Genomic DNA, 25306 nt, shown 5'->3' on the forward strand with positions numbered 1-25306 from the left:
GCGTCATGACTGAGGAGCCGAACGTGGACGGTTACCGCCCGCTGCTGTTCTCGATCGCCTACGGCATGACCGGGTCGGTCGGTGACGCCGAGGACATCGTGCAGGACGCCTTCCTCGGCGCCACCCGGGCCCGGCGGGCGGGGACCACGATCACCGACCCGAAGGCGTACCTGACGACGTCCGTCACCCGGCTGGGCATCAACTATCTGCGTTCGGCCCGGGTGCGCCGGGAGACCTATGTGGGCAACTGGCTGCCCGAGCCGGTCGTGGTGCCGGCCGGCGATCCGGGCCCCGCCGAGCACGCGGAACTGTCCGATTCGCTGTCGATGGCGTTCCTCGTACTGCTCGAAGCGCTGTCCCCGGTGGAACGGGCGGTCTTCATGCTGCACGAGGTGTTCGGCTACAGCCATGCGGAGGTCGCCGGCATCGTCGGCAAGTCCGAGGTGAACTGCCGGCAGATCTTCGCCCGGGCCCGGCAGCGGATCGCCGCGGGCCGGGCGGCGCCGTCGCCGGCCCGCCGCGCCGAGGGCGCCGAACTCGCCCGCCGGTTCTTCGACGCGGTCACCGGCGGCGACCTGGACGCGCTGCTCGGCACCCTGGCGCCCGACGTGGTCTCCTACGGCGACGGCGGCGGCAAGGCCCCGGCTCTGGCGACCCCGCTGGCCGGCCGGCAGGAGGTGGCCCGCTTCGTGATCGACCTGTTCCGCCGGCTGACCGAGGCGGGTTTCGGCCTGCGTCCGGCCCAGGTCAACGGCCGGCCGGGTGCCGTGCTGCACGACCTGGACGGCCGGGTGGCCAGCGTGATCGAACTCGACGTCGCCGACGGCGCGATCCAGGCCATCCACGGCGTCGTCAACCCCGACAAACTAGGCCACCTCGGCCCGGTTTCCACCATGACCCAGCTCGACCACCCGACCTGGCGCTCCGGCCTCACCCCGTGACCGGCGCACCCGCGATCAGGGCCTTGACCAGGCGCTCACCCGCCGGCCAGGGCCCGAACCCGGTCTTCGAGTCGAGGTGACCGACCGCGCCGGCGTCGAACACCTCGGCGCCCCACTGCCGCGCCGTGTCGGCCGCTTGCTCGAATGTCGAATGCGGATCGTCGCGGCTGGCCGCCACGACCGTCCGGAACGGCAGCGGCGTCCAGGTCACATCCGGGCGCTCCAGGAACGGTGGGGTGACCATCAGCGCCGCCCGCACCGGTCCGCTGTGCTCCTGCGCCCAGAACGCCACAGTCAGGCACCCGGCGCTGTGCGCGACCAGCACGGCCGGCTCATCACTGGCCCGCAGCGCCGCGTCCAGGTCGGCCACGCGTTCGTCCGGCAGATAGGGCGGGCCGGGTGGCTCCGGCGCCCAATGAAATTCCGGATTCTCCGCTTCCCAACGCACCGACCAGTGCTCGGGAAACGGCTTACCCCGCCCCGGCACCAGCAGCACCCGGATCCGTTCAGTCATGACAGTGAACCTAAACCAGCTTTCCGTGCTCTCTGCCTATCGGTCACGCTTCTTCGGGGTACGCGTAACCGGCCGTCCCGCCGAAGCCGGCCCGTCCCCGCTCTCCCACCGCGAGCCAGGCTTTCCGTTCCAGCCCCAGCGCGCCCGCCGGGAAACACCATCGCGGTCAGGGTCTTGTCCGGCCCAACGTGGGTGCTGTCTGGCGGCCGTTGAGACAGCAGGGAGGTTGGGCCAAGCAGGATCACCGCGGCCGGTCCTCCAGGGCGGCCTTGACCAGGGCGAGCGCGGTCTCCGCAGGGACGCCCATGGCGCGGGTCTGCTCGGCGTACGTCATCGCGGCCTGCTGAGCGCGCCGGGAGGTGCCGGCCGCGCGGGAGGTGATCACCGTGCCGGCGCGGCCGCGGGTCTCCACCAGGCCGGCCTGCTCGAGCTCGCGGTAGGCGCGGGCGACCGTGTTGACGGCCAGGCCGAGCGCGGTGGCGAGCTGGCGGACCGGGGGCAGCTTGGTGCCCGCTGGCAGGTCGCCACCGGCAGCGAGTTCGGCGATGCGGACCCGGACCTGCTCGTATGGGGGTACGGCGGATCCGGGGTCGATGGTGATGTCCATCAGAGGATTCTGGGGGGTGTGTTGCCCACGGCGAGGATGGCCCGCCGCAGCGGCACGAAGGCGAGCAGTACGCCACCGACCAGGAAGAAGATCATCAGCGAGATGATGCCGGTCCGGTAGCTGTTGGTGACCTGGAAGATCAGGCCGAAGAAGAGCGGGCCGAGCCAGCTGGTGCCCTTGTCGCTGATCTCGTAGAAGCCGTAGTACTCGCCTTCCTTGCCGGCCGGGATCAGCTGCGAGAACAGGCTGCGGGACAGGGCCTGGCTGCCGCCCATGACCAGGCCGATGCCGGCGCCGAGCAGCATGAACGGCAGCGGTTCGCCTTCCGGCAGCCAGTAGGCGGCGGTGACGACGACCAGCCACAGGGCCAGGGCGATCAGGATCGTCTTGCGGGCACCGATCCGGTTGGCGACGGCGCCGAGCAGCAGCGCACCGCCGAAGGCGAGGAACTGCACGATCAGGATGGTCAGGATCAGCGTGGACTGTTCGAGCTTGAGTTCCTCGGTGCCGAACTGGCTGGCCAGCGCGATGACGGTCTGGATGCCGTCGTTGTAGATCAGGTAGGCGCCGAGGAAGAAGAGCGTGAGCGGGTACGCCCGCATCCCCTTGATGGTGTGCCCGAGCTGCTTGAACCCGTCGGTGAGCACGTTGCCGCGCGCCTGGGCGGCCGCGACGCTCGGATGTTCGCGCAGCCACAGCAGCGGCACCACGGTGAACGCGGCCCACCACAGGCCGGCCGACACGATCGACCAGCGGGCGATGTCGAGGGTGCGCTGCGGGTTGCCCTCTTCGGACAGCGACATGACGGCGACCAGGTTGAGCAGCAGCAGGACGCCACCGCCGAGGTAGCCGGCCGCCCAGCCGCGGCTGGAGATCTTGTCGCGTTCGTCCGGGCCCGCCAGTTGCGGCAGGAACGAGTTGTAGACGACCACCGCCGCGCCGAAGGCGATGTTGGCGATCAGGAACAGCAGTCCGCCCAGCAGGTAGCGGTCGCCGGTGACGAAGGCCATCGCGATGGTGGCGGCGGCGCCGAGGAACGCGGCACCGGCCAGCAGCGGCTTCTTGCGGGGCGCCCGGTCGGCGATGGCGCCCATCACCGGCAGCACGAAGACGGTGAGCAGCACCGACAGCGACACCAGGTACGGGAAGTAGGAACCGGCGGCGATGGTGATGCCGAACGGGCGGACCACCCGGTCGCACTCGTCGGCGTCGATCGGGCATCCGGCGGCCAGCTCGGTGACGGTGGTCAGGAACGGCCCGAGGAACACGGTGATGACCGTGGTCGAGAAGGCCGACATCGCCCAGTCGTAGAAGTACCAGCCGGTGCGTTCCCGCCGGCCGGCGGGAACAGGGGTGGGTGTGCCGGTCACGGCCATCGATCGCGCTCCAGAGTGTCAATGCGGTGCGCGCACATGATGCCACCCGGGCGGCCTCAGCGGGAGATGTGGATCACTGTTCACCCGGTGTCCACCACCGGGCGAGGGCGCTGGTGGCGGGATCCTCGTCGGCGGCGAGCACCTCCCACGGGTCGGCGCCGGCCGGCAGGTCAACCCCGGCGTAGGCGGCGAGCTCCTGAGCGTCGACCGCTTCGACCGGCGCGGTGAACCCCTCGGCGTCGGCCGGGCCGAGGGTGGCGGCGTCGACCCACGGGAAGCCGTCGACGGGTTCGGGCAGCTCACCGACGTCGAGGGCGGGCGGGAACACCGCGTCCGCCGGCTCCGGGGCGATGTCCGGCTGATCGGGAACCTGGGGATCCTCCCAGGACGGTTCCTCGAAAGCCGGCTCGTCGATGGAGAGCTCGGGCAGGTCGACGTCCGGATGAGCGAGGTCGGGCTGATCGAGGTCGGGCAGCTCGTCCGGTGGCTCGAAGTCGAAGTCGTCGTCCCAGTGGTCGGTCATCAGGGCCTCTCCCGGTCGTCGTCGATCGGTGCGGGGGTCAGGGCACGGGCGCGCAGCAGGGCTTCGTCGGCCTGCCGCAGCCGGGTGGCGGCGGCGTCGCGGTCGGTGGTGGCGGCGGCCCGGCGCTTGGCCCGGCCGGCGGCGTCCTCGGCGATCGCGGCGTCGATCTCGGCGATGTGCGCGTCCAGTTCGCGCAGCCGCCGTTCGATGGCGTCGTCGAGGGCGATCGACAACGCGTACTGCAGGTCGGTGAACCGGGTGCTGATCTCGTCGGTGAGCGCGGCCCGGGCCTCGGCGAGCACGTCGCGCAGCCAGCTCTGCGCCTGCCGGCGGTCGTTGTGCACCCGCCGCCGGTACAGCACGTAGCCGCCGGCGGCCAGCCCGAGCGCGATACCGGCGACCGGGATGAGCAGTCCGGCGCCGGCCACGCCGAGGGCGGACATGCCCAGGGTGGCGCCGCGGCCGGCGACCAGGGCGATACCGCCGGCGGACAGGGCGATCAGCATGTTGTCGCCGGAGCCGCGCGGTGGCCCGGCGGCCAGGGCGTGCCGGATGGTGGCGCTGAGCCGGCTCAGGGTGGCGGCGAGCCGTTCGGCGTCGAACGCTTCGGCGAGGACCCGCTCGGCGATCGCGTGGTAGGCGCTCTCCAGCCGCTGTGAGAGGTCGGCGGCGACGGCCTGCAGGTGGGTGTCGACGTCGTCGGGCAGGCCGGCGAGCTCGTCGGTGCCGGCCTTGTCGATGCGCTGGGCGAGGTCGTGCTGCACCTCGCCGATGCGGGTGCGCAGGTAGCCGACGGTTTCGACGCGGGCCCGCTGGATCTCGGTGCCCAGCCGCAGGGTCCACTGCCGCGACTCGGTGCGTTTGCGGCCGGCCAGCGCGGCGCGTTCGGCTTTGGCGTCGGCCTGTCTGCGCGGGTCGGCGGCGGCCGCCTGGATGCGGGCCTCGGCGGCGTCGTGCAGCCGGGCCAGGTCACCGCGGGCGGCGCGCAGCACGTTGGCCAGGCGCAGCTGGTGGCCGCGCCCGGCCAGTTCCACCAGGGCGTGCTGCAGCCCGGCGATGCGCGACTCGTCGGCCAGGGCCTGCCGGGCGCCGGCCGGACCGGCGAGGGCCAGTTCGGCGAGACGCGCGGAGACCGGGAACCAGGGTGCGCCGGCGAACCGGGGTGCGTGCGCCTGGAGCAGCGCCCGGTTGTCCTCGGCGATGGTGCGCCACTGCGGAAACGCGTCGATCTTGGTGAGGGCGAAGACGACGGCGTCGACGCGTTCGGTGGCGGCCGCCAGGAAGTCCAGCTCGGGCTGGGACAGCGGGGCGGACGCGTCGGCGACGAACAGCAGGGCGGTGGCGCGGCGTACCGCGTCCAGCGCGATGGCGGCGTGCGCCGGGTCGAGGCCGCCCGCGCCGGGCGTGTCGAGCAGGCTCATGTAGCGCAGCAGCGGCGCCGGGTGGGTCACCTCGATGCGGCGGGCCCGCTGGTGGCGCAGGTCGGTGATCTCGACCGGTTCGCCGCCGCCGGGCAGCCAGGCCGTCGCGGAGAACGCCTCGCCCGGCTGGAACTGCAGGTAGGCCGTGGTGGCCACGGTGACGTCCACCGGGGACAGGCCGGGCACCCCGAGCAGGGCGTTGATCAGGGAACTCTTGCCGCGTTTGGTCTCGCCGACGATGACGATGCCGGGCCGCACCAGGTGGTCGCGGCGCAGCTGGGCCAGGTCGGCGGCGGCGTCCGGGTCGGTGGTGCGCAGGTACGACAGGGTGTCGCGGACCGCGGTGTCCAGCTGGGCGGTCAGGTCGCCGGTCACCGCCGCACCTCCTGGGCGAGCAGGTGGAAGCCGCGGTGCGCCACCTGGGCGATGCGGGCCTGCGCCGGGCCGGCACCGTCCACCGCGTACGCCCGCCAGCGTCCCGCCGCGCTGATCGCGGCCGCCGCCAGCTCGCCGGGGCCGGCCTGCGGCAGGTCGAGGATCCAGCGCGGGTCGTCGGAGGTGGCCAGCCGGATCAGCTCCTGTTCCCAGCGCGGCGGCAGCGGGACCGTGCCGTTGGCGGCGCGCTGGGCGGCGTCCAGCAGCCGCAGCCGATGGTAGGCCGGGTCCCGCAGCGCCGACTCCAGGGCGTCGCGGATCACGGTCCGGGCCCGCGGGTCGGCGCTGAACCCGGCGAGCCGGTCCAGGCGGGTCAGCGCCCACCCGGCCTTGATCGCGTCGCAGCGCCACCGGAACGTGCGGTCCACGGTGTCGCGCAGCCGCTCGAAGCCGGACGCGGCGAGCAGCCGGCGCACCAGTTCGCCGGTGCCCAGCCGGGGTTCGGCGGCCAGCTGCGCGCAGGCGAAGCCGATCCCGTACAGGTCGAGGCGGGTCAGCAGCCGGTCGCGCTGTTCGGCGCCGACCGGCGCGGGCCGGTTGCGGAACAGGTCGGCCGAGGCCAGCAGCAGGGTGAGTTCCGCGGCCGGCAGGGTGGCGAGCTTGGCGAGCGCGTCGCGGTCGGCGGCGGTGAGCCGGCCGGCCTCGGCGGTCTCGGCCAGCAGTGCGGCCACCGGCACCACATCGCCGACGGTACGCGCGAGCAGCCGCGCCTGCCCTTCGGCGAGGGGTCCCGCGATCGGCCACGGGTCGTCCGCGCCGCCGGCCAGGGTGTCCACCTTGCCGAGCACCCCGATGGCGTTGATCGGACTGGTCGCCAGCCGCGCCGACGCCGCGTGAAACGCCTCCAGGGCGCGGATGTCGTCGGCCCGGACCGCCTGGGTGAACACGTAGACGACCGCCTCGGCCGCGGTGATCTCGCCGGCCGAGTCCGCGTCGATGCCGACCGCCTCCTCCGCCCGGGCGCTGCCGGCCCCGTCGGTCGACGCCAGCCCCGGCGTGTCGACCACGGTCAGCTGCCGCAGCCGGTCGCTGGTCAGGGTCACGTCCACGTACGCCACCCGGGCGGCCGGCACCCCGAGCCGGGCCGGGACCATGCCGTCCTCGTCCAGCGGCAGGCTGCGCCGCTCACCGTCGCGGGTCACCACGTTGATCCGGTCGGCCGGCCCGTAGCGGAACCGGGTGACCACGCGGGTGCACTCGCCGGCGGCGGTGGGGGCGACGCGCCGCCCGATCAGCGCGTTTACTAGTGTCGACTTTCCGGCTTTCAGGCGACCCGCGATGGCGACACGTAGCGGATCGTGAAGACGGTCGCCGATCTGTCGTACCTGGCCACCAGCATCGGAGGAGATCTTCGTGACGATCTCGTGACACAGCGTCGCGACGCCGGTGGTGAGCGGCCCGGTCACCACGACTCGTCAGGTGCGCACCACGTCGGCGACAATGTGCGTACCGCGGCTGACGTCGTCACGAGGAGGGCCTTTCCGTCGCAGCAGCGGCAGGTCGGAGCACCTGCCCGCAGCACAGCCTACGGACGTCGGGGTCGCGGCCGGATCCCGTGTTCGTGCCAGTGAGGGGGGAGCGCCGGTGCCGGACGAGCCCGAGTCGGCCGCCCGCGCGGCGCTGCGCCAGGGACCCGCGCTCGTCGTCCTGACCGGCCCGCCCGGCTGCGGCCGCAGCACCCTGCTGCGCCGGGTCGCCGGCTCGGTCCCCGGCCCCGCCCACGTCGGCGGCGGCCTGGCCATGCTCGCCACAGTCCCCGCGCTCGCCCTGTCCCGGGCGGTGCGGGCCCGGCTGCCCGCCGACGACGTGCACCTGCTCGCCGAGGCGGTCCGGTCCCGGGTGCGCGGCGGGCTGCTCGTTCTCGACGATCTCCAGCACGCCGACACGGCGACGATCGCGGCGCTGCCCCATCTCGCCCGCACGTGCCGGGTGGTGGTCGCGTTGCGTACCCCGCATCGCCTCGCCGAACCGGCGGTGGCCGCCCTGCGCGCCGCCGCCACCGCCTGGCTCGCGGTGCCCCCGCTGGACCCGGCCGCCGCCCGCGCGCTGGCCCGGCAGACCGCCGCCCGGCTGGACGACGCCCAGCTCAACGCGGTGGTCGTCCGGGCCGGGGGCAACCCCTTGGCGATCACCGCGCTGGCCCGGCAGGCAGCCGCCGGTCGCGCTCCGGTGGGCGAGGACATCGACCAGGTGGGGTACGCGATAGCGACCGCCCTCGCCGACCTGCCCCGTCCCGCCCGCACCGCCCTGGCCGCGCTCGGCCTGCTCGGCCGCCCCGCCCCGCCGGCCCTGCTCGGCACCGGCGCCGCCGACCTGCTCGCCACCGGCCTGGTCACCGCCGAGCCGGGCGGTGCCCTGCTGCCCGTGTCGGCGTATGTCGCGGAGACCGCCGCGGGTCTGCTCGACGCCGCCGCCCGGACCGACATGCACGCCCGCCTGGCCGAGCTGACCCCGCCGGCCGAGGCCGCCCGGCACCTGGCCGCCGCCGGCGACAGCGCGGGCGCGCACCGCGCGGCGCTGACGGCGGCCGACCGTGCGGCCGGGGGTGAGCGGGCCGCGCTGCTGCTGTTCGCCTGCGGTCTCGACGTGCCGGTCGATCCGCGGGTGCGTTTGGCCGCCGCCGATGCGGCGCTGGCGGCGGGGCGCCCGCAGGAGGCGGCTGAGGTGTTGCGGCCGCTCGCCGCCGCTCCGCCGATCACCGCGCCGGCTGCCGAGCCCTGGGTTAGCGGGTCTCCAGCGGCTTCCGCTGCAGCCGCTGAGCCATGGGCCGCCGGCTCTCCGTCGGCTTCCGCCGGCGGGCCGGCCACGCCGACGATGCGGAACAGCCGGGATGCCCGGCCGGTGCCCGGCTTCGCGGGTCCGCTGGTTCTGGAGGCGGCCGTGCTGCGCGGTGAGGCGCTGTTGCAGGCCGGCGATCCGGCGGCGGCCCGCGAGGCGGTGCGGGTCGTCCCGGATGCCGCTTCCGTGCCGGTGGTCGCCGGTCGTGACCGGGTGTTGCTGCTGGCCGCCCTGGCCACCGAGCCGATGGCGGCCCGTGAGCTGGCCGACAAGGTCGCCGTGCGGCATCCGGAGCCGCTGCCGGGCATCGCCGCCGCGCTGGCGGCGGTTCGCGCGGTTCACCGGCTGCCGGGCTGGGACAGTGCTCTGGCCGCCACGGCCGCACCCGGCGGCGATCCGCTTATCACCCGGTGGAGTGCCTGGCTGCTGGTCGAGCATCTGGCCGCTGACGGCCGCCTGCTCGACTCGGCGCGTGCCGCCCTGAGCGCGGCCGAGACCAGCGGAGCCGCGCTGGCCTACGGCTGGCAGACCCGGTTCCTGGCGGCCGCGGACTGGGCGCTCGCCCTGCACGGCCACCATCTGGGGCTGCCGCCGACCGCCCCGCCCGGCCAGGACCCGGCCCACCCGCACGCGGCCGGCTCCGACCGTCCCGCCGTGCCGCCCTCCGGTCAGCTTGCGTCACCCTCGGCGCCGCACGGTGGCCGTGAGCCAGCACCGGGTGCGCCGCCGGCTGCCCGTCCCGGGACGCACGCCGATCAGCTCGCGCCGCCCTCTACGCCGCATGGCGGCCTTGCGCCGGCGCCCGGTGCGCCGCGCCCGGACCAACCCGTCACGCCACCGTTCGCCGGGCCCGACTTCGGGGCGCTCGCGCCTGCGGCGCCGGCTGCGGCGGGCGTGCCGCGGGAGGGGCCGGCGGCGGTGGAGGAACCCGCGGTGCCGCCGCTCGATGTGGCCTGGGAGGGTGCCGAGGCGGTATTGCGTCGGGCGGCGAACCTCACCGACCGGGCGCTTCCCGCTGAAGCACGTGCCTACGCGACCGCCGCCACCGCGCTGATCGAGGCCGATACCGGGCTGCTGGCCGCTGCGCGTACCCGTCTGGGCGGATCGCCGGAGCATCCGGCGCCGGCCTGGGTGGCCCGGGAGGCGGCCTGGCTGGACGGGCAACCGGACCGGGCCGTCCAGGTCCCGGGGACGACCGGTGCCGGGCTGCTGGCCGGTCTGCACGCGATCACGGCGCAGTGGGCGGCCCACGATCTCGGTGTCGCGGCGGGGGCGGCGATCCCGGTCGGGCTGCCGGGAGCGGCCCGGCGGACGCTTACCGCGTGGGCGGTCGGGTCCGGGTTCGGGGCAGCGGCCGACGGCTGGCGGCCGGTGGCGTTGCGTGAGCAGGTCCGGTGCCTGATCGCGGCCGGGTTGACCGAGCCGGACCGGGACCGGGCGGTGGCCGCGCTGCTGCAGGCCGAGCAGCTGGCCGACCGTGCGGGGCTGGCGGTGCTGGCCGGCCGGGCCCGCCGTGGGTTGCGCCGGCACCAGATTCACCGCGACACTCGCAGTCCCCGCTCCGGTGGGCGGCTCACGCAGCGCGAGACCGACGTGCTGCGCCTGGTGGCGGCCGGTGAGCCGACCCGCCGGATCGCCGGTCAGCTGGGCATCTCCGCGGAGACCGTGGACACGCACATTCGTTCGAGCATGCGCAAGCTCGGTGCTCGGACCCGTACCGAAGCCGCCGCCCTGGCCTTCGCCCCCGATTCGTTCGACAGCAGCGAGGAAGGTCGCCGGTGAACAGACAGCCCGACGCTCCACGCCACGTGGTCGCCACCTCGGCCGAGGCGGAGACGGTCCTGCGCCGGCTGGCGCGGGAGGGTTGGACGGCACGGTCCGGGTTCGCCCTGCCCGATCCGTCCTGGGACGTGGGCGCCGCCCGGCTGGTCCTGCACGGCCGGATCGCCGACGACGACACCGAGACCGTGCAGCTGGCGGTTCTCGCCGCGGCCCGCGGTGCGGGCGTGGTGGCGGTCTGTGACACCGAATCGGCGGCCGGCCGGGCCCTGGTCGACGACCTGAGCCGGCTCGGTCCGGTGCACCGCGGCATCGACGGCTCCGACGTGATCGCCAATCTGATCCCGGAGCAGCGGGCCCTGCTGGACCGGCTGGCCGCCGGCGACACCATCGCGGCGGCCGCGGCCGCCGAGTTCCTGTCGCTGCGCACCGCGAACCGGCGCATCGCCGAGGCCCGAGCGATGTTCGGGGTACGCACCACCCGCGAGGCGGTCCTCGCCTACCTGCGGCAACGTCAGCGGCAGCCGGAGTGAGCGAGCAGCAGCCCGCGGGCGGCACGTTCCTGATCGGCGGGGTCCGGCCGGTCGGCCGGCTCGGGTTCGGCGCGATGCACCTGCCCACCGAGCCCGCCGCGGCCCGCGACACCGCGATCGCGGTGGCGCGCCGCGCGGTCGAGCTGGGCGTCACCCTGATCGACACCGCCCACCTGTACGGGTGGGGCGCCAACGAGGAACTCCTCGCCGAGGCCCTCTACCCGTACCCGCCGGAGCTGCTGATCGCCACCAAGGTCGGCGTGGCCCCGCCCGGCGAGCTGTGCGGCCGCCCGGAATTCCTGCGCGAGCAGGTCGACGCCGGGTTGCGCCGGCTGCGCACCGACCGGCTCGAGCTGCTGCAACTGCACCGCGTCGACCCGCAGGTGCCCCTCGAAGACCAGGTCGGCGCCCTGCGGGAGCTGCGGGACGCCGGGAAGATCGCGCACATCGGTCTGTCCGAGGTGACCGCCGGCCAGCTCGCCGAGGCCCGTACGGTCGTGGAGATCGCCAGCGTGCAGAACCGCTACAACCTGGAGTACCGCGAGTACGAGCCGGTGCTGCGGGCCTGCACCGAGGCCGGGATCGCGTTCCTGCCGTGGCGGCCGGTGCTGCCCGCGGTCGACGCGGGCGGCCCGGTCGCGCGGATCGCCGCCGAGACCGGTGCGACGGCCGCGCAGGTGGCCCTCGCCTGGTTGCTCGGCCGTTCGCCGGTGATGGTGCCGATCCCGGGGACCGCCTCGCTCAGCCACCTGGCCGAGAACGTCGACGCCGCCGGGCTGCGGTTGAGCGAGGCGCAGCGCAAGCTGCTCGACGACGAGTAGACGGCTTGCCCGACCGGTCCACTATGACGCTCGTGAATCTTGATCGGGTCCGCCCGCGCAGTGCCGTCGGCCGCGTTCTGACGATGATCGCCTGCTGGTCGGTGGCCGGTGTGGTGGGCGCTGTCTGCAGTCTGCGCGGATGGTCGCCGGGCTGGATGCTGTTCGTCGGCTTCCCGGCGACCGTGGGCCTGAGCACGCTGTTCCTGGCCCGCACCGGCGAGGACGGCGACCGGAAGGCGGGGTACGGCCCGCTGCTGTTCTGGTCGGTGGTGCTGGCGGTGCTCACGTTCAGCTTCTCGATGGTCGCGGGCGCCCGGCTGATCGTGCTGGACCTGTGGGGCGAGCGGGCCGTGGTACGGGTGGTCGGCGACGACGTCTCCTGGGGCGAGCGCCGCGGTGCCCGGTACGAGGACCACTGCTACCGGATGAGCCGGCTCGACGGGACGCCGGTGCCCGGCGAGATCTGCCGGGACAACCGCCGTGAGTTCAATCTCGACCAGACGACCGAGGTGGTGTTCGACCCGGACGGGTTCAGCGGCCCGGAGATCCCGCAGAAGGTGGCCCGCGCCCATGTAGCGCGCAATGTGGCGCTGGGCGGTTTCGCCGCGCTGTGCCTGCTGGCGGTGGTGGCCGGCTGGGGCCCGACGCGCGAGCCGGTGAGCCGGCCCCGTCCGTTGCGGCCGTCCGGTGACCCGGGCCGGCTGATCAGTCCCCGGCCAGGAAAGCCTCGACCGCCTCGACGACCAAGGCGTGGTCGTCGGCCTGGGGCAGGCCGGAGACGGTGATCACGCCGATCACGCCGGCGCCGGGCACGCGTACCGGGAAGGCACCGCCGTGCGCGGCGTACTGGGCCGGGTCGACGCCCATGTCCGGGCCCAGGGTCTGGCCCTTGGCCGCGAGGCGGCGCCCGACCAGGTAGGAGGAGGCCGCGTACCGGTAGACGACGCGGACCTTGCGGGCGATCCAGGCGTCGTTGTCGGCGCTGGATCCCGGCAGGCCGGCGTGGAACAGCTGCTGCTCGCCGCGGCGGATGTCGACGGCGACCGGCAGTTGCCGTTCGGTGGCCAGGTCGACCAGCAGGCAGCCCAGCGCCCACGCGTCGGTCTCGTCGAACCGCGGGAACACCAGCCGGCGTTCCTGCTCCTCGGTGGTGGCGATCAGCTTGTCCAGGTCCTCGCTCATGCCGCCATTCTGTACGGTCACGATTCCTGCCAGTGCAGGTACCCGAGGCGCACGATCAGCGCGAGCACCACGACCAGCAGCACGACGCGGACGAACCCGGCGCCGCGCCGCAGGGCCATCCGGGCGCCGACCACCGAGCCGGCGATGTTGGCCACGGCCATGCCGGCGCCGATCAGCCAGGCCACGTGCCCGGTGGCCGCGAACACGACCAGGGCGCCCAGGTTGGTGGCGGTGTTGACGATCTTCGCCATGGCCGAGCCGTGCACGAAGTCCGCGCCGACGATCGTGGTGAACGCCAGCACGAGGAAGGTGCCGGTGCCGGGCCCGATCAGCCCGTCGTAGGCGGCGATCACGGCGCCGGCCACGGCCACCGTGATGCCGCGCCGCCACGGGGTGCGTTTCTCCATGTGCTCGGCGAGGCCCATCTGCGGGCGTACGGTGACGAACACCGCCACCGCCACCAGGACCAGGATGATCACCGGCCGGTACGCGCTCGCCGGGATCCCCCCGGCCAGCGCCGCCCCGCAGCCGGAACAGACCAGTGCGAGAGCCGCGGACGGTGCCGCCACCCCCCAGTCGATCTTCGTACGGCGCGCGTACGTCACCGCCGCCGTGCTGGTCCCGCAGATCGCCGCCAGCTTGTTGGTGCCCAGCGCGGTGGCCAGCGGCAGCTGCGGAGCGGCCAGCAGCAGCGCCGGCAACAGCAGCAGCCCGCCCCCGCCGACCACGGCATCGACCCACCCGGCCGCCGCCGCCGCGATCAGCAGCGTGACGATCACCGGCGCCCCCGCGCCTTCTGCAGCCACGCGCCGATCAACGCACCGATGATCACCAAGGTCAGGACGCAACACAGCGCCTTGAAAACCATGCCTGTACTCCGTTGGCTAAGGTCGGCCGTGTGCGCCTGGCCACCTTCAACCTGTTGCACGGCAGATCGTTGTCCGACGGAACCGTACACGCCGACCGGATCGCGGCTGCCGTCGCCGACCTCGACGCCGACGTGCTGGGACTGCAGGAGGTGGACCGGGCGCAGCCGCGATCCGGCCTGCTGGACCTGACCGCCCTGGCCGCGGACGCGCTGGGCGCCAAGACACACCGGTTCGCCGCCGCCGTGGTCGGGACCCCGGGGGAGACCTGGGAGCCGTGGCACTCCGGCGCCGACATGGGCCACCCGCAGTACGGGATCGCGCTGGTCACCCGCTATCCGGTGCTGCGCTGGCAGATCACCCCGCTGCCGGCCGCCCCGATCCGCTCCCCGGTGTACGTCCCGGACGGCGGCCTGCTGCTGCTGCGCGACGAACCCCGCGTGCTGCTCGCCGCCGTGGTCGAGACCCCGAGCGGTCCTCTCACCGTGGCGACGACGCACCTGTCGTTCGTACCGGGATGGAATGTGCGCCAGCTGCGCCATGCCGTGCGTGCGTTGCGCGCCCTGCCCGCGCCCCGGGTCCTGCTGGGTGATCTCAACATGCCGGCCGGGCCGGTCCGTGCCTTCACCGGCTGGAAGCCGCTGGCCCGGGCGGCGACGTTCCCGAGCCCGTCACCGAAGACCCAGCTCGACCACGTGGTGGCCGACCCCCGCGAGGTTGCGGCGCTGGGCCGGGTTGTGCAGGTACGCACCCCGCACGCGCCGGTCTCCGATCACCGCCCGCTGGTGGTCGGCTTCGACCGCAGGTAGACGTCCTCCAGGCCGTCCTCCGGATCCCACTGCTCGCCGATCTTGCGGAACCCGAACCCGGCGATGGTGGCCCGCGAGCCGACGTTGTCCGGGCGGATGCTGGCGCGCACCGCGCTGACCCGCGGGTCGTTGTCGGCGCGGCGCAGCAGTTCGGCGAGCATCGCCTTGGCGTAGCCGCGGCGCCGGTGCGCCGGGTCCACCGAGTAGGCCACCTCGACCACCCCGTCGGCGTCCGGCGGCCCGTGGAAGCCGCCGTGGCCGACGACGATCCCGTCCGGTTCGGCGACCGCGGCCCGGGCGATCCAGTCGGCGGCGGCCGGGTCCTGCCGGATGTCGTCCAGACGGATCCGCCACAGCCATTTCTCGTCGACCAGGAACGGGGTCAGCGGGTGCCCGGCGGCGGCGCTGGCGGCGGCGAGATCACCGGCGACCAGCGCGGCCAGGGCGGCGGGGGAGAGCTTCACGAAGCGGATGGACGGCATGTCGGCATGGTCACATATCGGTCCGGCCCCGTCGGGTTCGGTTGTGCACAACTAAATTGGGCACTACTGTTCCGGTATGCGCGAGAGCACCGCCCTGGACGACATGATCTGCTTCCAGCTCTATGCGGCCAGCCGCGGCATGACCGCCATCTACCGGCCCCTGCTCGAGCCACACCACCTCACCTACCCGCAATACCTGGTCCTGCGCGTGCTCTGGCACGACGGCCCCACCACCGTCCGCGACCTCGGCCACACCCTGCGCCTGGACAGCGGCACCCTCTCCCCGCTCCTCAAACGCCTGGAAGCCCAGGGATACCTGCGCCGCGAACGCGACACCCACGACGAACGCGTCGTCTGGGCCCACCTCACCGACACCGGCACCGCCCTGCGCGAGGCGATCGGCGACCTCACCCAGCGACTCGTCTGCGCCACCGGCCTCACCCTCGACGAACTCAGCCAACTCCACCAGCTGCTCACCCGCGCCCGACAGTCCGCGAAAGGAAACACATGACCGCCATCTACACCGCGTCCGCCACCGCCACCGGCGACGGCCGCAACGGCCACGTCCGCTCCAGCGACGGCGTCCTCGACTTCGACCTCGCCATCCCCAAGGAGATGGGCGGCCCGGGTGGCGCCCTCACCAACCCCGAGCAACTGTTCGCCGCCGGATACGCGGCCTGCTTCCACAGCGCCCTCAAGCGCGTCGCCAGCAGCCAGAAGCTCACCCTCGTCGACACCGCCATCACCGTGGACGTCGGCATCGGCCCGCTGCCCACCGGCGGCTTCGGCCTGTCGGTGACCATCGAAGCCGAACTGCCCGGCCTCGACGAGGCCACCGCCCGCGGCGTCCTGGACGCGGCGCACCAGCTCTGCCCGTACTCCAACGCCACCCGAGGCAACGTCGAGGTCCAGCTCAACCTGGCCTGACCCGGACGCGGCCCGTTGCTCGCGCAACGGGCCGCTAGGTCAACTCGCGCAACACCCGATTCGTCCGGTTCGCCTGAACCGCCGCACGCTGCTGCTCCGCCGTCACCTCGATATACGACTGCGACGTAGCCAGCGAAGCGTGCCCCAGCAACCGCATGATCTCCGACGCGTTCGCCCCGTCCTCCGCCAACCGCGTCGCGAACGTATGCCGCAACGCATGCAACTGCGCACCCCGCGGCACCCGATCACCAATCCCGGCACGCCGATAACACGACCGCACCAGATACTGCAGCCCACCCCGCTGCAACGGCGCACCCCGGCGATCCACCAGCAGGGGAGCGGTCGCCGGCACGCGCCCGAACCGCACCCGCCGCGAATCCAGATACCGCCCCACCGCCGCATCCAGTCCCACCTCGATCGGCACCGTCCGCGGCCGCCCACCCTTACCGGCCACCTCCACCCGCCGCTCACCGGCCCGCCCCGCCACCGAACCCACCCGCAACGCCAACATCTCCGACAACCGCAACCCCGCACACAACGCCAGCGCCAGCACCACCACATCCCGCTCCGGCCACGGATCCCGCTGCCGCTCATCCACGACGCTCACGGTGCGTAACAGATGCTCCGGAGTGCCCTCGCCCCGCAACGGCTTGGGGGAGAGGACCACCGGCCGAGGCTTGTCCACCGCCGGCATCGGATTACCCGCCACCACACCCTCGGTGACCAGGAACGTGAAGAACGCGTTCCACGAAGACCAGGCCCGGGAGACCGAGGCGGGAGCGCGATCCGCCGCGAACCGCGCGAACGCGGCCCGCAACACGCGAGGGGAGAGGTCACTCACGGTGACCGGGGCGGGGTCGGCTTGCTGCAAGACCAGAAGCAGATCGCGACGGTACGCCGAAAGCGTGTGCGCCGAGGGTTTCCGGACTGCCCGCGCGGCCAGGAACTCGTCAATCAACTCACTGATCGCAGTATGCTGCATAAGCTATATTATGCAGCATTTATCCGCATTCGGGCAGGTAGCTCGCGCGTTAAGAGCGAGATCCGGTGGCTTCCATAGCGCGCGCTGTCCTGGTGCGACACCGCAAGCAGCCAACCGCGGTTTGGGGTAGGGCGGCTCCGGCTTCACTCCGTAGATGAGCCCAGCAGCCTCGATCGAACCCGCCAAGGGAGAGCGCGTTCGCCGTCGCCGCATGCCGGGCGCTCCCAGCGCGCCTATTGCCGTGGGCGAACATCCGATCTCTCCAAGCCGGCCTCAGAGCCCGACGATCAGAGAACTCCGCGCAGCCTTCCGAGCAACCCCGCAAACAGCCCGGCCTGCTCCGGCGGGGCCGTTCTGATGGCCGCTCCGCTGGCGTCTCGCCACTCGCTTGCACGAGCTTGTTCAAGTCGCCGTCGCGTGCGCCTTGCTGACGAAAGTAGGGAGGAGCGCGTTGTGAGCGGTTACGGGCCCCTCTCAGGAAGCTCCTCTCAGAGCCAAGTTGACATAATATGCATTATCGACCCAGTAAATTTAGGTGAGAGCGGGGCTCTGATAACGCCGTGCCGCAGGCGGTAGTTTGCGATGCGGTCGATTTCCCGGGGATCGCCAAGATGCGACCGGAGCACCGGCGACCGAGAAGAGTCGCCGACGCCGGCTTGCTGCTGAGTGGTATCGGTGCCGCCGAGGTAACGACGTGCGCCAGCCGCTCCCCTGAGGGGCGCGCCCGCGGCGCCGGTACCACCGATCGCCCACCGGTGAGCGGCCTATCCGACCCGGAATTCGCACCCGGCCGCTGGCAGGCAGCCACCACGCCAGCGGCCACCGCACCAACTGCGCACCGGCTCGGCCCGGGTCGCTCGGCCTGGGAGCCCTCTCTACCCGAAGAGGGTCCGGCTGGGGGGTTAGGAAGCAACACGCCGGGCCGGGTCTCCCCCTGATCCTGGGGTTGCAGCTGGTCGTGGCAGACATCCGCAAGGCGCACGCCGAGCTGGTCGAGCGTGGCGTTGTGTGCAGTGACGTGCAGGTGGACAACGTGGGTTTCGTGTTCTTCAGCGACCCGGACGGCGACGGGCGGGCCGTGCAGCAGAGCTCCGCCCGGGGCTGATGAGGGTTACAGGTCGCGGACGGCGACGGTCTGGCCGTCGCTGACCTCGCCGGTCGGGCGGAAGCCGAGTTTGGCGTAGAACGGAGCGGGTCCGCCGTCGCGTGGCTCGTAGGTGACGTAGGCGAGGTTGTGGCCGCGGGCGCTGATCTCGGCGCAGACGGCTTCGACGGCGTACCGGCCGTAGCCGCGGCCCTGCTCGGTGGCGGCGATGTTGAGCCGCCACAGGCCGGAGCGCAGGTCGTCGGGGCTGTCGCCCCACGCGACGTCGTGGAAGGCCATCACGAAGCCGACGAGCCGGTCGGCGTCGTAGATCAGGCGGGGCCAGGCGTGGCGCGGGAACACGTACGCCTCGGCGAGGGACTTGACCACCGGGGCGACCAGGTCGCTCTGGTCGGGATGGACGGTCAGGGCCAGGGCCGCTTCGTAGTTGTCGGGGGTGATCTCGGCCAGGCGCATGCGGGGCACGGTAGCGGGTGGGTGCGGGTGCGGGCGAGCGATATCGCGGCGCCGGCTGCTGGTGACAGGATGGCCGGATGCGAATCGCGGTGATCTCCGATGTCCATGGCAATCTGCTCGCGCTGGAGGCCGTGCTGGCGGCGATCGCCGCCGACGGCGCCGATCTGACGGTGAACCTGGGCGATCTGCTTTCCGGGTACGGGCAGCCGGCGCGGACCGCCGACCGGCTGATCGCCGCGGGGCTGGCCACGGTGCGCGGCAACCACGAGCGGCAGGTGCTGACGTTCGACGCGGACAAGATGGGGATGGCGGACCGGCTCACCAGTGCGGTGATCACCGCGGAGCATCGGGACTGGATGGCGTCGCTGCCGTTGACCCTCTCCCCCGCGCCTTGTGTTCTGGCGTTTCATGGCACGCCCACTGACGATCTGCAGTATCTGCTGCACACCGTCGATCCGTCGGGTGCCCGGGCGGCCACCGAGGACGAGGTGGTGCGGCGGCTCGGTGATGTGTCCGGGTACCGGCTGCTGCTGTGCGGGCACACCCATCTGCCGGGGTGGTTGCGGCTGCCCGACGGGGTGCTGGTGGTGAATCCGGGCAGTGTCGGATGGCCGGCGTACGCCGATGACGAGCCGTATCCGCATCGGATGGAGGCGGGTTCGCCGCACGCGCGGTATGCGCTGGTGGACGACGCGTCCGGGGACTGGGAGGTGTCGTTGCGGTCGGTGGAGTATCGGTGGGAGGACGCGGCTGTGCTGGCGGAGGGGTTCGGGCGGGCGGACGTGGCGTACGCGATGCGGACCGGGCGGGTGCCGGCGTGACGGTGCGGTGGGTGACCGGGTTTCTGGACACGCCGTCGCGGGACGCCGAGCCGTTCTGGCTGGCGGTCACCGGGACGGCGCTGTCGTCGCGGCGCGGGCCGGGCGGGGCGTTCGCCACGTTGATCCCGGCCGCCGGGGACGCGTGCCTGCGGGTGCAGGTGGTCGCTGATCCGCCGGCGCGGGGGCATCTGGATCTGCATGTGGACGACGTGGAGCAGGCGGCCGCGGTGGTGACCGGGCTGGGTGCGGTGGTCACGTACGCCGAGGACGGCCTGGTGGTGCTGCGCTCCCCCGCCGGTATCGCGTTCTGCTTGGTCCGCTGGGAGGGTGAGCGGGTAAGGCCGGGGTCGGTGCGGTGGCCGGGCGGGCAGTCCAGCCTGGTCGATCAGGTGTCGCTGGACATTCCGGCGGCGGTGTACGTGCGGGAGGCGGCGTTCTGGGCGGCGGTGACCGGCTGGCGGTCGCGGGCGTCGGACATGCCGGAGTTCTCCTTTCTGGAGCCGGACCCGGCGCTCCCGTTGCGGCTGTTGTTGCAGCGCACCGGCGGCGAGCGGGCCGGTGTGCACCTGGATTTCGCCTGTGACGACGTGGACACCGAGGTGGCCCGGCATGTCGCGCTGGGTGCGGTGGTGGTGCGCCGGGTTGCCGGGAGTTGGACGACGCTGCGTGATCCGGCCGGGCGGGAGTACTGCGTGACGGCCCGCTCCCCGGCCGGCTGGTGATCGGCTCGGCGCGGCTTGCCGATTGTTGTCGGTGGGGGCTGGTAGAAAGGGGCTCTCATACAAACGTACGAAGGTGTGGTGGGGATGACGGCGGCAGGCGTGGACGCCCGCGGGCTGAGCCCGGAGGAGTTGCAGCAGGTTCGGGATCAACTGGCGGCCGGGCGCAAGCCGCGGGTGCAGTTCACCGATTCGGCCGGGCAGATCGCCGGGCAGATCGGGCAGGTGGTGCAGCTGACCGATCCGGCCGAGTCCGACGAGTGGGTGGTGGTGAAGTTCGGCCGCGATGAGCTGCCCTTCTCCCCCGGTGATCTGCGGATCGCGCCGAAAGGGGCGGCCGCCCGTAAGGCCACACCCGCGTCCGCGCCGCCGGAGCCCGGGCCGGATCCGGTGCTGTCCGGTCCCGAGTTTCTGATCGACAAGCCGTTGCCGGCTCGGCCCGCCGCCGCGGCGCCCGCGCAACGCAACGGCTCGGCTGCGCCCAAGGAAGGAAACGACGTGACGGCTGCGCGTAAGGCGGCGCGACCCGCGAAGAGCAAGCCGGTTCCGGCGCTGACGGTCACCCTGGCCTATGGGGACGGCGAGTGGACCGTTGCCGCGCAGCAGGGCGCGAAAGCCCTCGCCCGGCCCTATGTGATTCGGCCTGCCGAGGCGTTGCGCATGGTGCAGCTGGTCGACGTGCCGGGCGTGCAGGAGGCGGTGCAGCAGATCCTGGCCGCCGAGCGTGCCGAGGCCGAGCAGCAGGCGCAGCGGTTACGCGCCGAGCTCGCCGAGATCGAGGCGCGGCTGGCCGAGCTGGGCGAGGCGAAGTCCTAGAGGGCGTTCAGGATCTGGGTGGCCGCGGCTTGCGGGTCGGTGGCGGTGGTGTCGACGGTCAGGTCGTACCGCATGCCGTGGTGGGCGTGCCGGGCCGACCAGCGGGCCAGGCCGGGCGGGTTGCGGCGGGTCTGCTCGCGGCGGGCGAGTTCGGCGTCCGCGCAGTACACGCCCACGTAACACGGCTGCCAGGGTGCCAGCACGGCCCGCCAGTCGTCGCGGACCCGCCCGTCGAGCAGCATCTCGTCGACGACGACCGGATTGCCGGCGCGGACGAGTTCGGCGACGGCCCGGTGGAAGCCGGCCATCATGCGCCATCCCGCGGGGCCGTAGGTGATGCGCACCATCGGATGGCCGTCGTCTGCGGGTAGCTCGTCGTAGGCGAAACCGAGATGCCGCAGCTCGCCGCGGGGGCCGCCGGCCCAGCGTGGCGGCACCATGGCGAACAGGGTGTCCAGGCCGAGCAGCAGGAACGGCTGGTCCGCGGCTTTCTGCAGGGCGGCGCCGATGCTGGTCTTGCCGGCCGAGGAAGCGCCGTTGAGGAAGACGACCGGCGGCATGCGGTCATCCTCGCACGGGCTCCGGCTACGGCGATCTCCCTGGACGGCGAAGGGCTTCGAGCGTGGTGAGGCTCAGCGGCGCACGGCCATCGGCGCGGTGGGCTTATCGGCGCCTCGCGGTTGACTCTCGACCTCGTCGAGGGTCCAGGCTGGGGCGCATGACCGAGATCGACAACGTGATGGTGGAGATGGGCCGGGCCGTCGAGCAGGGGCGCGCCGGTGACCGGGCCGGGGCGCGGGCGGCTCTGGAGGCCCTGTGGGACAGCGTCGGCGCCGACGGGGACGCCCTGCACCGGTGCAGCATCGCGCACTACTGCGCCGACCTGCAGGACGCGGTGGCCGACGAGCTGGAGTGGGATCGGCGGGCCCTGGCCGCGGTAACCGACCTGACCGATGAGCGGGCCCGCCGCTTCCAGGAGTCGCTGCAGGTGCGGGCGTTCCTGCCGTCGCTGCACCTCAACCTGGCCGACGGCTACCGGCGCAGCGGCGAGACCGACCGGGCGCGCCACCATCTGGGGTTGGCGATGGACCAGGCCGACGCGCTTCCGGCCGATGAGTACGGCGCGTGGCTGCGGAATGCCCTCGACCGGGTCCGGGCCGCTCTGGATGCCGGGTCTCGTGCCGTGCTGGCCGGGCCGGTCCCGGCCTAGCCGGGGCCACGGGCGCGGCCCGCCCTGTACCCGCTGCGGGTGTTGCCGCACTGCGGCACACAGGCCGGCGGCCGCCGGCATCGGCCAGCCCACCACCAGGGCCGCTGCGGGTATAGCCGCTTTCCGATGCCGTCGATGTTCGGGAACGGGACCGTGCGGAAGGGGCTCCGTTTCCCGGCGGCCCCGGCGCGGCCGCCGGGACGCGCTGGAAGCGGCTCGAGCGGCCCGTCGAACTCGATCCACCCGCCCTCGTCGGCCGCCGCTCCGGTCCGGCCGGAGCATGCGCGCACAGCGGCACCAGCGTCCGCAGGATCCGGTCGTGACGCTCACGCGTGGCGACCCGATACGTGTGCTCGGCGGGTGTGGGCGCCGTCAGGCGAATCCGTCTGTGGTTCAGGCCAGTACGGCGATGGTGAAGACGCCGGCGGCGGCAACAACGTACCCGGCTGCGATGGGCACGCTGCGGGGCTGTTTCTTCTCCGCGCCGAGCCGCTCGTAGAGGGTGCCAAGGCGGCGGCGTACTCGGTCGCCGCGGGCGGCGCCGGCGATGAGAAGCAACAGGCACGGCAGGCAGTAGACCAGCGCGTACCCGGCGATGATCATCAGTGAGCGGGTGGTGCCGACATCGGCGTTGACGATCCGTTCGATGGCGATGAAGTACGGGAAGGCGTTGGGCAGGTCCGCCCCGGTCATGAACAGTCCGAGCAGAGCGGCGCTCACCGGGTTGACCCAGCCCGGCACGGTGACCGCCGGGCGGATCCGGGCCCGCAGCCGGCGCAGCCCGGCCACCGCCAGCCCCACCGCCGCCACCGTGAACGCGATCCGGCGCACCCAGACCAAACCGTTGCCCACGGCGTCGGCGGCGATATCGGCGCCGATGTACACCACGGCCCCGAGCGCGAGGACCGTCAGATAGGCGCCCGCGACGAACCCGGCCGCCGCCCGGACCGGGTGTGCCATCGGGGCCAGCAGCAGCAATGCCACCCCAGCGATCGTCGCGGGATTCAGCGCGTCGAGCAGGGCCAGGCCGGTGACCCCGGCCAGCAGCGCCGCGGTCACGGCCGCGCCTGCTCGGCTGCCGTGCGCAGACCGAGGTGGTGCAGCAGTTGTTCCACCTCGTCGGAGGTCGGGGGCGGACCAGTCAGGGCGGCCATGAACAGCCCGTCACCGACCAGCCGAACCAGCCGCGCCCGGACCGGGTCGCCCAGCTCGGCGGTCAGCATCTGCTGCCAGCGCTGTTCGGCGTCGCCCACCTCACCCGGTAGGTCGAACTCGCCGGTGGTGGTCAACCGCATCGTCGACATGATCGCCCGGTAAACCGCGCTTTCATCCGCCGTGGGCACCGACAACCGCAGCCAGGCCGCGGCCATCATCCCCTGCGCCGCGGCCGCCATCAGCCGCTCGTCGAACCGGTGTACCGCCCGGGTCACCAACGCCCGCAGAAGCGACTGTTTGTCGAAGTGATAGAGCAGGCCGCCCTTGCTCACGCCCGCCGCCGCCGCTACCGCCTCCAAGGAGGGCGGCACCTGACCCGCGGTGATCAGTTCCTCAGCCGCGTCCAGAATGCGCTCCCGTGCTGTTCCCATACCCGCTACTGTACCGTCCGGACGGTACAGTAGCGGGGGCGTTGTTTACGCTGCTGAGGCACACCCCGACATGGAGTTCCGCCCGCATCACCGCCGAGAACGACGAGCACCACCGACGGCACCGGCGCTGACATCGCGTCCCACGTACCGGATCACCGCGACCGGATCCGTCAGTGGAAGTACTTGAGGCCCACGATCCCGGAGATGACCAGCAGCAGGCAGATGATCCGGGGCAGGCTGGCCGATTCGCCGAGAGCGACCATGCCGATCACCGCGGTGCCGACGGCGCCGATGCCCACCCACACGGCGTAGCCGGTGCCGACCGGGATGGTGCGCAGCGCGTATCCGAGGCCGGCCATGCTGGCCACCAGGGCCACGCCGAACACCGCGGTGGGCGCAGGGCGGGTGAAGCCGGCGCTGCGGTCCAGGGCGATCGCCCACACGGTTTCCAGCAGGCCGGAAATGATCAGTACGAGCCAGGCCACGACAACTCACCTCGTCGGCGGTCGTCTTGTCAGGCCGGGTACGACACGCAACTCGTCCGGGGCGGCCACCGGTCGGCGGCGCCGTCTCCCAGCCTAGCCATCCGGCGGGCGATCGGCCTGGTGGCGGCCGGTCTGGTGGCCGACTTCACCAGCGGGGGCCGCTCGGGGCTGTCAGGGTCGGGTCTCCGGGCCTTCTCAGGGTTACGGCCCGGAGGCGCGCCCACCGGCCCGCGACCACGATCGTCGATATGACAAGCACAGCGAGATTCGCGGTCATCGCCGCGCCGCTCGCCATGGCCGGTTACGGCGTGGCGCGTTTGATCGGCCGGCTCGACGACAGCTACGGGCCGGGCTTCGACTGGCAGCTCGCCCATTTCCTCGGTCTGGCCGGGCTGCTGCTGTTCGTGCCGCTGGTGCTGGGTATGCGGCAGCTGGTGGCGGCGGGTCCGGCGCGTGAGGTGGCGGTCGCGGTCACGCTGGCCGGGCTGGCCGCGTCGATCGTCCAGTTCGGCGCGGACATCGTGCAGGCGTTCCTGGCCGCCGACCGGGCGGAGCTGCGCAGCCTGCAGAGCGATTTCTCCGGCCTGCCGGGGGTGCAGGCCGCGGTCTACGACTTCGGGCCGCTGTTCTTCTACCTCGGCATCGTGGCGCTGGCCGCGCTGGTCGCCCAGGCCGGCCGGCTGCCCTGGTGGAGTCCGGCGCTGCTGCTCGCCGCGGTGCTGCTGCCGGCGGTGACGCTGGATCTGATGCCGCTGTCCGGGCTGCTGATGCTGGTGGCGTTGCTGCCGCTGCGCCGCGAGCCGGTCAGGCCGCGGGCGGCAGCAGTGGCCGCATGAAGGTGCGCTCGTAGCGCAGCACGCACCCCGACTCGTCGCGGATGCGGTCGGCGGCGATGAACTCCGGGTCGACGCCGAACCGGGTGCGGTACTGCTCGTACGCCGCGAGGCTGTCGAAGCTGAACAGGGCTTCGGCCCGGTCGGAGGCGCCTTCGGCGGGCAGGAAGTAGCCGTGGTGGATGCCGCCGTGCGCGGCGACCAGGCGCATCCACTCGTGGGCGAACCGTTCGAACGCCGGGATCTGGGCGGGATCGATGGTGTAGTGCACGACGCAGGTGATCACCGGCTCGACCCTA

The 25306-nt window shown here is 73.0% G+C and carries 29 protein-coding genes, 1 pseudogene and 1 riboswitch; of the genes and pseudogenes, 14 read left to right on the top strand and 16 right to left on the bottom strand.

Annotation, left to right across the window (positions count from 1 at the left end; translation table 11 throughout):
• Window positions 1–5 precede the first annotated feature (5 nt).
• Window positions 6–941 carry an RNA polymerase sigma-70 factor gene (locus tag I4J89_RS31185; protein WP_196417689.1) on the top strand — a complete coding sequence of 312 codons (936 nt, stop codon included), beginning with the start codon at window positions 6–8 and terminating at the stop codon, window positions 939–941.
• Here I4J89_RS31185 and I4J89_RS31190 read toward each other — a convergent pair.
• From I4J89_RS31190 to I4J89_RS31215, 6 genes are all read right to left on the bottom strand, one after another.
• Window positions 931–1455, bottom strand: coding sequence for an RBBP9/YdeN family alpha/beta hydrolase (locus tag I4J89_RS31190; protein ID WP_196417690.1), 525 nt, complete (start codon window positions 1453–1455; stop codon window positions 931–933). The genes I4J89_RS31185 and I4J89_RS31190 overlap by 11 nt on opposite strands.
• A 241-nt stretch (window positions 1456–1696) precedes the next feature.
• Complete coding sequence (locus I4J89_RS31195; RefSeq protein ID WP_196417691.1) at window positions 1697–2062, bottom strand: GntR family transcriptional regulator; 366 nt, start codon at window positions 2060–2062, stop codon at window positions 1697–1699.
• On the bottom strand, window positions 2062–3438 hold the full coding sequence (locus I4J89_RS31200; RefSeq protein WP_196417692.1) for an MFS transporter: 1377 nt from the start codon (window positions 3436–3438) through the stop codon (window positions 2062–2064). Before I4J89_RS31200 ends, I4J89_RS31195 begins: the two co-directional genes overlap by 1 nt.
• 73 nt (window positions 3439–3511) lie before the next feature.
• Window positions 3512–3961, bottom strand: a complete 450-nt coding sequence (locus I4J89_RS31205) for a hypothetical protein (RefSeq protein ID WP_196417693.1) — start codon at window positions 3959–3961, stop codon at window positions 3512–3514.
• Window positions 3961–5757, bottom strand: a complete 1797-nt coding sequence (locus tag I4J89_RS31210) for a dynamin family protein (RefSeq protein WP_196417694.1) — start codon at window positions 5755–5757, stop codon at window positions 3961–3963. The genes I4J89_RS31205 and I4J89_RS31210 overlap by 1 nt, the downstream gene beginning before the upstream one ends.
• Complete coding sequence (locus tag I4J89_RS31215; protein ID WP_309238545.1) at window positions 5754–7223, bottom strand: dynamin family protein; 1470 nt, start codon at window positions 7221–7223, stop codon at window positions 5754–5756. The genes I4J89_RS31210 and I4J89_RS31215 overlap by 4 nt, the downstream gene beginning before the upstream one ends.
• Window positions 7224–7401: 178 nt before the next feature.
• Between I4J89_RS31215 and I4J89_RS31220 the strand changes: the two genes are divergently transcribed.
• The 4 genes from I4J89_RS31220 to I4J89_RS31235 are packed head-to-tail and all read left to right on the top strand — an operon-like array spanning window position 7402 to window position 12513.
• Window positions 7402–10377, top strand: a complete 2976-nt coding sequence (locus I4J89_RS31220; protein WP_309238546.1) for a LuxR C-terminal-related transcriptional regulator — start codon at window positions 7402–7404, stop codon at window positions 10375–10377.
• On the top strand, window positions 10374–10907 hold the full coding sequence (locus tag I4J89_RS31225) for a LuxR family transcriptional regulator (protein ID WP_196417696.1): 534 nt from the start codon (window positions 10374–10376) through the stop codon (window positions 10905–10907). The genes I4J89_RS31220 and I4J89_RS31225 overlap by 4 nt, the downstream gene beginning before the upstream one ends.
• Window positions 10904–11728, top strand: a complete 825-nt coding sequence (locus I4J89_RS31230) for an aldo/keto reductase (protein WP_196417697.1) — start codon at window positions 10904–10906, stop codon at window positions 11726–11728. Before I4J89_RS31225 ends, I4J89_RS31230 begins: the two co-directional genes overlap by 4 nt.
• A gap of 32 nt (window positions 11729–11760) precedes the next feature.
• Window positions 11761–12513, top strand: a complete 753-nt coding sequence (locus I4J89_RS31235) for a hypothetical protein (protein ID WP_196417698.1) — start codon at window positions 11761–11763, stop codon at window positions 12511–12513.
• On the opposite strand, the gene I4J89_RS31240 is transcribed toward I4J89_RS31235, so the two are convergent.
• Both I4J89_RS31240 and I4J89_RS31245 read right to left on the bottom strand, forming a co-directional pair.
• Window positions 12434–12910 (bottom strand): heme-degrading domain-containing protein, encoded by a 477-nt coding sequence (locus tag I4J89_RS31240; RefSeq protein WP_196417699.1) that lies wholly within the window; start codon window positions 12908–12910, stop codon window positions 12434–12436. The two genes, I4J89_RS31235 and I4J89_RS31240, sit on opposite strands and share 80 nt — an antisense overlap.
• 17 nt (window positions 12911–12927) lie before the next feature.
• On the bottom strand, window positions 12928–13689 hold the full coding sequence (locus tag I4J89_RS31245) for a sulfite exporter TauE/SafE family protein (RefSeq protein WP_196417787.1): 762 nt from the start codon (window positions 13687–13689) through the stop codon (window positions 12928–12930).
• Window positions 13690–13808: 119 nt separating this feature from the next.
• On the opposite strand from I4J89_RS31245, the gene I4J89_RS31250 reads away from it, so the two are divergent.
• On the top strand, window positions 13809–14585 hold the full coding sequence (locus I4J89_RS31250; RefSeq protein WP_196417700.1) for an endonuclease/exonuclease/phosphatase family protein: 777 nt from the start codon (window positions 13809–13811) through the stop codon (window positions 14583–14585).
• Here the strand turns inward: I4J89_RS31250 and I4J89_RS31255 are convergent.
• A complete protein-coding gene (locus tag I4J89_RS31255; protein ID WP_196417701.1) occupies window positions 14549–15067 on the bottom strand; it encodes a GNAT family N-acetyltransferase in 519 nt (172 codons plus the stop codon). The two genes, I4J89_RS31250 and I4J89_RS31255, sit on opposite strands and share 37 nt — an antisense overlap.
• 76 nt (window positions 15068–15143) lie before the next feature.
• On the opposite strand from I4J89_RS31255, the gene I4J89_RS31260 reads away from it, so the two are divergent.
• On the top strand, window positions 15144–15578 hold the full coding sequence (locus I4J89_RS31260) for a MarR family winged helix-turn-helix transcriptional regulator (RefSeq protein ID WP_196417702.1): 435 nt from the start codon (window positions 15144–15146) through the stop codon (window positions 15576–15578).
• Entirely contained in the window at window positions 15575–15994 is a 420-nt protein-coding gene (locus tag I4J89_RS31265) for an organic hydroperoxide resistance protein (RefSeq protein WP_196417703.1), read from the top strand. The genes I4J89_RS31260 and I4J89_RS31265 overlap by 4 nt, the downstream gene beginning before the upstream one ends.
• A gap of 34 nt (window positions 15995–16028) precedes the next feature.
• On the opposite strand, the gene I4J89_RS31270 is transcribed toward I4J89_RS31265, so the two are convergent.
• The gene (locus tag I4J89_RS31270) at window positions 16029–16976 is read right to left on the bottom strand and encodes a tyrosine-type recombinase/integrase (protein WP_196417704.1); all 948 of its coding nucleotides are present in this window, start codon (window positions 16974–16976) and stop codon (window positions 16029–16031) included.
• Between the two features lie 943 nt (window positions 16977–17919).
• Between I4J89_RS31270 and I4J89_RS31275 the strand changes: the two are divergent.
• Window positions 17920–18081: pseudogene (locus I4J89_RS31275) on the top strand (glyoxalase); the annotation flags it as partial.
• A 6-nt stretch (window positions 18082–18087) separates the two neighbouring features.
• On the opposite strand, the gene I4J89_RS31280 reads toward I4J89_RS31275, so the two are convergent.
• Window positions 18088–18537, bottom strand: a complete 450-nt coding sequence (locus I4J89_RS31280; RefSeq protein ID WP_196417705.1) for a GNAT family N-acetyltransferase — start codon at window positions 18535–18537, stop codon at window positions 18088–18090.
• A 77-nt stretch (window positions 18538–18614) separates the two neighbouring features.
• On the opposite strand from I4J89_RS31280, the gene I4J89_RS31285 reads away from it, so the two are divergent.
• The 3 genes from I4J89_RS31285 to I4J89_RS31295 all read left to right on the top strand — a co-directional run bounded on the left by I4J89_RS31285 (window position 18615) and on the right by I4J89_RS31295 (window position 20893).
• Entirely contained in the window at window positions 18615–19358 is a 744-nt protein-coding gene (locus I4J89_RS31285; protein WP_196417706.1) for a metallophosphoesterase family protein, read from the top strand.
• Complete coding sequence (locus tag I4J89_RS31290) at window positions 19355–20080, top strand: VOC family protein (RefSeq protein ID WP_196417707.1); 726 nt, start codon at window positions 19355–19357, stop codon at window positions 20078–20080. Before I4J89_RS31285 ends, I4J89_RS31290 begins: the two co-directional genes overlap by 4 nt.
• Before the next feature lie 84 nt (window positions 20081–20164).
• The gene (locus I4J89_RS31295; protein WP_230859884.1) at window positions 20165–20893 is read left to right on the top strand and encodes a hypothetical protein; all 729 of its coding nucleotides are present in this window, start codon (window positions 20165–20167) and stop codon (window positions 20891–20893) included.
• Here I4J89_RS31295 and I4J89_RS31300 read toward each other — a convergent pair.
• Window positions 20890–21453: a chloramphenicol phosphotransferase CPT family protein gene (locus I4J89_RS31300; RefSeq protein ID WP_196417708.1), complete on the bottom strand. Its 564-nt coding sequence runs from the start codon at window positions 21451–21453 to the stop codon at window positions 20890–20892. The two genes, I4J89_RS31295 and I4J89_RS31300, sit on opposite strands and share 4 nt — an antisense overlap.
• A 158-nt stretch (window positions 21454–21611) precedes the next feature.
• On the opposite strand from I4J89_RS31300, the gene I4J89_RS31305 reads away from it, so the two are divergent.
• The gene (locus tag I4J89_RS31305; RefSeq protein ID WP_196417709.1) at window positions 21612–22103 is read left to right on the top strand and encodes a hypothetical protein; all 492 of its coding nucleotides are present in this window, start codon (window positions 21612–21614) and stop codon (window positions 22101–22103) included.
• Between the two features lie 393 nt (window positions 22104–22496).
• Here I4J89_RS31305 and I4J89_RS31310 read toward each other — a convergent pair whose 3' ends face one another.
• The 3 genes from I4J89_RS31310 to I4J89_RS31320 all read right to left on the bottom strand — a co-directional run bounded on the left by I4J89_RS31310 (window position 22497) and on the right by I4J89_RS31320 (window position 24174).
• Window positions 22497–23162, bottom strand: a complete 666-nt coding sequence (locus I4J89_RS31310) for a GAP family protein (RefSeq protein ID WP_196417710.1) — start codon at window positions 23160–23162, stop codon at window positions 22497–22499.
• Window positions 23159–23689 (bottom strand): TetR/AcrR family transcriptional regulator, encoded by a 531-nt coding sequence (locus I4J89_RS31315; protein ID WP_196417711.1) that lies wholly within the window; start codon window positions 23687–23689, stop codon window positions 23159–23161. The genes I4J89_RS31310 and I4J89_RS31315 overlap by 4 nt, the downstream gene beginning before the upstream one ends.
• A 170-nt stretch (window positions 23690–23859) precedes the next feature.
• The gene (locus I4J89_RS31320) at window positions 23860–24174 is read right to left on the bottom strand and encodes a DMT family transporter (protein ID WP_196417712.1); all 315 of its coding nucleotides are present in this window, start codon (window positions 24172–24174) and stop codon (window positions 23860–23862) included.
• Window positions 24175–24188: 14 nt separating this feature from the next.
• Window positions 24189–24259: riboswitch (guanidine-III (ykkC-III) riboswitch) on the bottom strand.
• A 163-nt stretch (window positions 24260–24422) separates the two neighbouring features.
• On the opposite strand from I4J89_RS31320, the gene I4J89_RS31325 reads away from it, so the two are divergent.
• On the top strand, window positions 24423–25010 hold the full coding sequence (locus tag I4J89_RS31325) for a hypothetical protein (protein WP_196417713.1): 588 nt from the start codon (window positions 24423–24425) through the stop codon (window positions 25008–25010).
• Here I4J89_RS31325 and I4J89_RS31330 read toward each other — a convergent pair.
• Complete coding sequence (locus I4J89_RS31330) at window positions 24979–25293, bottom strand: NIPSNAP family protein (protein ID WP_196417714.1); 315 nt, start codon at window positions 25291–25293, stop codon at window positions 24979–24981. The genes I4J89_RS31325 and I4J89_RS31330 overlap by 32 nt on opposite strands.
• Window positions 25294–25306 lie beyond the last annotated feature (13 nt).

The sequence above is a fragment of the Actinoplanes aureus genome (assembly GCF_015704865.1).
Taxonomy (GTDB): Bacteria; Actinomycetota; Actinomycetes; order Mycobacteriales; family Micromonosporaceae; genus Actinoplanes; species Actinoplanes aureus.

Bases quoted from the DNA above. Each gene is read 5' to 3' on its own strand.
- I4J89_RS31185 (WP_196417689.1), top strand. From the start codon at position 6: ATGACTGAGGAGCCGAACGTGGACGGTTACCGCCCGCTGCTGTTCTCG.
- I4J89_RS31190 (WP_196417690.1), bottom strand. From the start codon at position 1,455: ATGACTGAACGGATCCGGGTGCTGCTGGTGCCGGGGCGGGGTAAGCCG.
- I4J89_RS31195 (WP_196417691.1), bottom strand. From the start codon at position 2,062: ATGGACATCACCATCGACCCCGGATCCGCCGTACCCCCATACGAGCAG.
- I4J89_RS31200 (WP_196417692.1), bottom strand. From the start codon at position 3,438: ATGGCCGTGACCGGCACACCCACCCCTGTTCCCGCCGGCCGGCGGGAA.
- I4J89_RS31205 (WP_196417693.1), bottom strand. From the start codon at position 3,961: ATGACCGACCACTGGGACGACGACTTCGACTTCGAGCCACCGGACGAG.
- I4J89_RS31240 (WP_196417699.1), bottom strand. From the start codon at position 12,910: ATGAGCGAGGACCTGGACAAGCTGATCGCCACCACCGAGGAGCAGGAA.
- I4J89_RS31255 (WP_196417701.1), bottom strand. From the start codon at position 15,067: ATGCCGTCCATCCGCTTCGTGAAGCTCTCCCCCGCCGCCCTGGCCGCG.
- I4J89_RS31260 (WP_196417702.1), top strand. From the start codon at position 15,144: ATGCGCGAGAGCACCGCCCTGGACGACATGATCTGCTTCCAGCTCTAT.
- I4J89_RS31265 (WP_196417703.1), top strand. From the start codon at position 15,575: ATGACCGCCATCTACACCGCGTCCGCCACCGCCACCGGCGACGGCCGC.
- I4J89_RS31270 (WP_196417704.1), bottom strand. From the start codon at position 16,976: ATGCAGCATACTGCGATCAGTGAGTTGATTGACGAGTTCCTGGCCGCG.
- I4J89_RS31280 (WP_196417705.1), bottom strand. From the start codon at position 18,537: ATGCGCCTGGCCGAGATCACCCCCGACAACTACGAAGCGGCCCTGGCC.
- I4J89_RS31285 (WP_196417706.1), top strand. From the start codon at position 18,615: ATGCGAATCGCGGTGATCTCCGATGTCCATGGCAATCTGCTCGCGCTG.
- I4J89_RS31295 (WP_230859884.1), top strand. From the start codon at position 20,165: ATGACGGCGGCAGGCGTGGACGCCCGCGGGCTGAGCCCGGAGGAGTTG.
- I4J89_RS31300 (WP_196417708.1), bottom strand. From the start codon at position 21,453: ATGCCGCCGGTCGTCTTCCTCAACGGCGCTTCCTCGGCCGGCAAGACC.
- I4J89_RS31305 (WP_196417709.1), top strand. From the start codon at position 21,612: ATGACCGAGATCGACAACGTGATGGTGGAGATGGGCCGGGCCGTCGAG.
- I4J89_RS31315 (WP_196417711.1), bottom strand. From the start codon at position 23,689: ATGGGAACAGCACGGGAGCGCATTCTGGACGCGGCTGAGGAACTGATC.
- I4J89_RS31325 (WP_196417713.1), top strand. From the start codon at position 24,423: ATGACAAGCACAGCGAGATTCGCGGTCATCGCCGCGCCGCTCGCCATG.